7 protein-coding genes are annotated in these 6,137 nt (G+C 39.2%); all 7 read left to right on the forward strand.

Annotated features, from left to right (window positions below; translation table 11 throughout):
• The first annotated feature begins 366 nt into the window (after positions 1-366).
• A complete protein-coding gene (locus RR45_RS10545) occupies positions 367-1,722 on the forward strand; it encodes a bifunctional metallophosphatase/5'-nucleotidase (protein WP_031366945.1) in 1,356 nt (451 codons plus the stop codon).
• A gap of 51 nt (positions 1,723-1,773) precedes the next feature.
• Positions 1,774-2,463: a YutD family protein gene (locus tag RR45_RS10550; RefSeq protein WP_031366946.1), complete on the forward strand. Its 690-nt coding sequence runs from the start codon at positions 1,774-1,776 to the stop codon at positions 2,461-2,463.
• Between the two features lie 150 nt (positions 2,464-2,613).
• Complete coding sequence (locus tag RR45_RS10555) at positions 2,614-2,856, forward strand: GlsB/YeaQ/YmgE family stress response membrane protein (protein ID WP_031366947.1); 243 nt, start codon at positions 2,614-2,616, stop codon at positions 2,854-2,856.
• A gap of 191 nt (positions 2,857-3,047) precedes the next feature.
• Complete coding sequence (rlmN, locus tag RR45_RS10560; RefSeq protein WP_072353690.1) at positions 3,048-4,199, forward strand: dual-specificity RNA methyltransferase RlmN; 1,152 nt, start codon at positions 3,048-3,050, stop codon at positions 4,197-4,199.
• 218 nt (positions 4,200-4,417) lie between these two features.
• Positions 4,418-4,924, forward strand: coding sequence for a VanZ family protein (locus RR45_RS10565; protein WP_072353691.1), 507 nt, complete (start codon positions 4,418-4,420; stop codon positions 4,922-4,924).
• The gene (locus RR45_RS10570; protein ID WP_031366950.1) at positions 4,924-5,532 is read left to right on the forward strand and encodes a nitroreductase family protein; all 609 of its coding nucleotides are present in this window, start codon (positions 4,924-4,926) and stop codon (positions 5,530-5,532) included. Before RR45_RS10565 ends, RR45_RS10570 begins: the two co-directional genes overlap by 1 nt.
• A 66-nt stretch (positions 5,533-5,598) precedes the next feature.
• Positions 5,599-6,042 (forward strand): CoA-binding protein, encoded by a 444-nt coding sequence (locus RR45_RS10575; RefSeq protein WP_031366951.1) that lies wholly within the window; start codon positions 5,599-5,601, stop codon positions 6,040-6,042.
• Positions 6,043-6,137: the final 95 nt, after the last annotated feature.

Below are 6,137 nucleotides of genomic sequence, written 5' to 3' on the forward strand. Positions count from 1 at the left end.
CATGACGATTAAGGCGAGTATAGATGGTGGGAATGATGTTTGACAGCGCATCACATCAGTTTTTAAAATTTTAGCAGGAGGTTTAATCGTTGACAAAAGCTGTTGTAAAAATAGGGTTGATAAACATAAGATAGTAAAATCATTAATGAGTATACTTGGTTTTTATTCTAAACACCGAAGAAGCGACGTTGTTCGCTTTTTTGGGTATCTCTAGAAACAGAGATGAAACGATTTGTGACTGAATCATCAATAAAAGTCTTTAGTAATTGTTTTGAAAAAACAGAGAACAATTATTAATTTTAGAGAACCTGTAAGTTTCTAGAATAGAAATCGTTCACAGGTTCTTTTTTTTGATATAATGAAACTATGACCACTCAAGAAAATGTGTTAAAAATCCTACATTTGAATGATTTACACTCTCATTTTGAAAATTATCCGAAAATCAAACGCTTTTTTGCTGACAAATCAGAGGGGTATTCGGATGTTCTACGGTTTGACATTGGAGATAATGTTGACCGCTCGCATGCCCTTAGTGAGGCAACACTAGGTCAGGATAACGTTGCGCTGATGAACGCATTAGATTTGACTGCAGCAACGATTGGTAATAATGAGGGCTTAGGCTTGCCTAAAGAAAAGTTGGATAAACTTTATGCGCATGCCAACTTTGATGTTGTCTTGGCTAACCTGAAAGATAAAGGTAAACAGCCAAGTTGGGCAGTCGAGAAAAAACGTGTCACGACATCATTTGGTATGACGATCGATATTTTCGGACTGACGGCACCCTATCCTCTAGCCTATCCTCAAATGGGCTGGGATATCTTGGAGCCAGAGTCTGTGTTAGCTCAGCAATTGCTTGAATCAGATGCTGACTTTACGATTCTACTGAGCCATTTAGGCTGGCGTTTTGATGAGCAAGCTGCCATGACCTTCGATAACCTCAACTTAATCTTAGGTGCACACACACATCATTTATATGAATATGGTAAGTATATCAATGACACGATGCTTGCGGCCGCTGGCCGCTATGGTGAATACGTAGGTGAGGTGACATTGAGATTTGACGACGACTTTCAATGTATCCAGTCTGAGATTATGGCTGAGGATGTGCATCATTTGGCAGTATTGCCAGGAGATAAAGAGTGGATTCAGCACCAAGTCAACCAAGGGCATGAGAGACTTCGTGCCTGTCAAGTAGCGCAGCTATCTCAAGCGTTTACAAATCGTTTGCCAGAATATGAGGCTACACAATTTGTTGCGGGGATTATAGGTGAGTATTATCAAGTACCAGCGGTAGTGCTTAATAGTGGTATGATTGTTGAAGAAATTCCGCAGCAGCTTACTCTGGATGATTTGCATGACATCTTGCCGCATAGTATTCGTATGGTCAAATTTACTGTGACGGGGCTTGAGCTTCTAAGCATCATGCAAGAATTATATGATATCGGCAATTATCTGAAAACCCAACGCATCGTCGGGATGGGATTTCGTGGTAAACAGTTTGGTGATATCGTGACACGAGGTTTAGATAATCAAAATAATGAACTTCTCTATCAAGGTAGTCCAGTTATCTTGACTCAAACCTATGCTATCTTGGTGCCAGACCAGTATTTGTTTGCCTCGTATTTTCCAATTTTGAAAAGTTCAGGCAGCGCTGAGATTCAATTTCCAAAATTTATGCGAGAAATTATTGCAGATGATTTATCGAATCGTGATAACTCTTGAGTTAACGGAATACAATCCCAAAGGAACAGAAACCTGAAAGAAAGAAATAGTATGGCAAAAGTAATTCCAGAAGAAGAAAAAAATTATAATAAATTCCCAGGTGAACATGTCATCGTTCTTGATGATGTGGTCACGATAGGCGACAAGGTATTTCACCTGATTTACAATCGTCGTGATGGCTTTAATCAAGAGAAACTTGAGCAACGCTATTCGGATATTTTCGCAAAATACGATTACCTTGTAGGTGATTGGGGACATGAGCAATTGCGGTTGAAGGGCTTTTTTTCAAGTTCTCGTAAGAAAATGCCAGATGAGTTGAAGATTTCTCATTTGGAAGATTATATCAAGGAATATATGAATTTTGGCGCTGCTTTTTTTGTGTTGAAGCGGATGAGAAGTAAAGATATCAAGCGTGATGAGGCTTTTGTAGATGAAAAAGTTTATGAAGTGACAACACCTGTCGCAACATCAAGGGTTTCGAAGAAAGATGCTAAAAAAGACGTAAAAAGAGATGGCAGTAAAGATTTCTCTTTAAATGCTAAAACTCCTAATAAAAAAGGAGATAATGGCGAGTCATCCAAGTTTTTTAGAAAACGTCAGCCAAGTAAGACGGCATTTGTCAAAAAAGAAAAATCAGTTAAGCAACAAGCGCCGATTACCAAGACAGAGAGCTCTCAAAAGCCACATCAATCAGAAGGTAGTAAACGTCCGGCTTTCGTTGTGAGAACTCGGAAAAAATAAGCGCAGATTTACTTACTAGCCTAATTGTTTTATACATTGCTTAAAAGCTAATAAATAGAGTTGATTCTTTGACAGTCTGAAACTGTTGTTGTAAAATGAAGATGTCGACAGATGTTATAATTTTTTACATTATTTAAGGAGGAGTTAGCTATGGGTTGGATTTGGTCTCTTATTGTTGGTGCAATTATCGGTATTATTGCTGGTGGTATCACGAAAAAAGGTGAATCAATGGGATGGCTTGCGAATATTATCGCTGGTCTAGTTGGTTCTAGTATTGGTCAAGCAATTTTTGGTCACTGGGGTCCTAGCTTAGCTGGGATGGCCCTGATTCCTTCAGTGCTTGGTGCAGTCATCTTAATCGCAGTTGTATCATTCTTCATTAGTAATAAATAAAGTTTACAAGTTTGATTTATTCGTGAGACGCGAAAGCGTTACAGCGGTATTTATACACATCAAACAGTATGTCCGCTAGGAAGTTATTTTTCTAACGGTCATATTGTTTTGTTTTTTTCTACTGACGATTGAACCCTGCCAGTCCTAGAATATTTTGTCATAAAGTTTTCAAAACATGTTATACTAGTAGCATGACTAAAACTATCCAAAACGACATAACAAAACCATCTATCTACAATTTAACACGTGATCAGCTAATCAATTGGGCGGTAGAGAATGGTGCTAAAAAATTTCGCGCGACACAAATCTGGGATTGGCTTTATAAGAAAAGAGTCCAATCTTTTGATGAGATGACTAATATTGCCAAGGATTTTATCGAAATTCTTAAAGACAATTTTGTCCTCAATCCTTTGAAGCAACGCTTAGTTCAAGAGGCTAAAGATGGCACAGTTAAATACTTGTTTGAACTGCCTGATGGTATGCTAGTTGAAACGGTGCTCATGCGTCAGCGCTATGGCTTATCTGTCTGCGTGACGACTCAGGTCGGTTGTAATATCGGCTGTACGTTTTGTGCATCAGGTCTAATTAAGAAACAACGTGACTTAACCGCAGGTGAAATCACAGCGCAAATCATGCTCGTTCAAAAATACTTTGATGAACGTGGTTTAGAAGAACGCGTCAGTCATGTGGTGGTCATGGGAATTGGTGAGCCTTTTGATAACTATGACAATGTTATCAACTTTATTAAAACGATTAACGATGATAACGGTCTAGCTATTGGTGCTCGTCATATTACGGTGTCAACTTCTGGATTGGCACCTAAAATCCGTGAATTTGCTGAGACGGGTCTCCAAATTAACTTAGCAATCTCACTTCATGCGCCAAACAATGATGTCAGAACTAGCATCATGCGGATTAATCGTCAATTTCCAATCGAAAAATTATTTGAAGCCATTGACTACTATATTGAAGTCACTAATCGTCGCGTCACATTTGAATATATCATGCTTAGTGGGGTCAATGACCGTCCAGAGCATGCGCGTGAGTTGGTTGCACTTTTGAAGGACAAGAAGAAATTAGTCTATGTCAACTTGATTCCTTATAATCCAGTGAGCGAACATGACCAATACAGCCGTTCTTCAAAAGATGATGTGCTCAAGTTTTATGATATTCTTAAAAAAGGTGGCATTAACTGTGTCATTCGTCAAGAACACGGCACGGATATTGATGCTGCTTGTGGTCAACTTCGCAGTAAGACGATGAAGTCAGATCAAAAAAAGACACAGCCAGATACAAAAGCATTTGATGCTGTAACTGTTGGCTTTGAGACAAAAATTAAATAAAAGGCATCTTTAAAAATGCTACCAGAGTTTTTTCTATGTTGGTGATGGTTTGGGTGTTTGTGATAGCCGTTACAGGAAGAAATATCTCAGTTTTGTCAGTGCTTGCTGTCATTGTTGCTACCAGACTAGAAGCATGGATTGATAAAGTTGTCAATGTCATTCATAAATAACAAATAAACGTCAGAGAGAACTCTGGCGTTTTATGATACAATAACAGTATGAAATTGTTTGATGAGCAAGCCGACCTACAAGAACCGTTTCAAAAAATTGTAAAAGGGCTTACTGTATGCTACACTATTGCTATCTGTCTGATGTGTTTTCTACCTCAGAGTATCTATCCAACCTTAAAGAACGTGGAAACACCAGGTGTTCAACATTTTGGTCGCGTCACAGCGATTCTGACACCATTTAATACATTGGTACATTTCGGAAAAATTCCGAATCTGGTGGACCTTATCTTTATCATCCTTCAAAATGTTGCCAATATCTTTCTGATATTTCCACTGGTTTTTGCACTATGTTTACTGAAACCAAGTATCAGACACTTTAAAAAGGTGCTGCTTATTAGTTTTTTGATGAGTTTGTTCATTGAGACAACACAAGTCATCTTGGATTTATTATTCAATTTTAATCGCGTTTTTGAAGTAGATGATTTAATCACTAACACCTTTGGTGGCGTGCTTGCTTATCTACTCTATCAACTTGTAAGGAGAGTTACAACCTAATGGAATTTTCGAAGTTAAATCAAAGTCGCCATAAAGTTACACAGTTTGACGGTCGTAAAGTCACTGTAGATGAAGTCAAAGCGATTCTATCTGAAGCCGTTCTAGCACCTTCAGCTCACAACATTCAGCCTTGGCATTTTGTGATTGTTGATTCACAAGAGATGCGCTTGGCCTTATCCACAGCCATGCACGGCAAAAATGCCGTCCAAAACGAGGCAGCGGGTGCAACACTAGTCGTTTTTTCAGATACAGATTTGCCAGAGCGTGTGCGTGACATGGTTGAAATCGGTGCTGATTTTTTGCCGGTTGACCACAAAGCTGATTTATTAATGAAATTACCAGGCATGTTTGAGAAATTTACAGCTGAGCAGCTGGCAGAGTACTTGGCTCTGAACATCGGCCTCGTCTCTCAAAACATCGTGCTTGCGGCCAATAATAAAGGTCTTAAAACCAACCTGATTCTTGGGTTCGACAAGGTTAAAGCCAAAGAAGTTTTGGCGATTGAAGACCGATTCCAGCCAGAACTTATCATCACCATGGGCTATTCCGACGAGCAAGGCACGGCGTCTTATCGATTGCCTGTCGACGATATCACAGACGTCTTGTAAAAGTGCGTTTTCTTGATGCAATGGTGGTGAACATCATACATCGGTTGAAAATTGAAGGGAGTTAAGATGACCTATACATTTGAAAACAGTTCACCGGAAGTCATTTTTGATTATTTGCGTCAGGCGAAAACGGTAGCCGTTGTTGGGCTATCAAATCGAGAAGAGACCTCAAGTTTCATGGTAACGCAAGCTCTACAAGCTGACGGGTATCGCATTTTTCCAGTCAATCCACGACTTTCGGGTCAGGAAATACTGGGCGAAAAAGTTTATGGCAGACTTCAAGATATTCCTGAACACATTGACATCGTGGATGTCTTCCGGCGCTCAGAATTTTTACCTGACGTTGCGCGTGACTTTGTTGAAACAGATGCGGATGTTTTCTGGGCTCAACAAGGTCTACAAAATGAAGAGGCTGAACAAATTTTGCGTGACAATGGTCGTAACCAAATCGTCATGGATCGTTGCATTAAAGTCGAGTATGCTTACAGTGGCTTAAGTCAGGAAAAATAGTAAATAAAAAAGCCATCGGGCTTTCAGACTGAAGACAAACTCCAAAAATAATTGGAGTTTGTCTTTTTTCTATGTAAAATAAAGGTATCAAGTTA

Source organism: Pseudolactococcus chungangensis CAU 28 = DSM 22330 (assembly GCF_002441885.1).
GTDB lineage: Bacteria > Bacillota > Bacilli > Lactobacillales > Streptococcaceae > Pseudolactococcus > Pseudolactococcus chungangensis.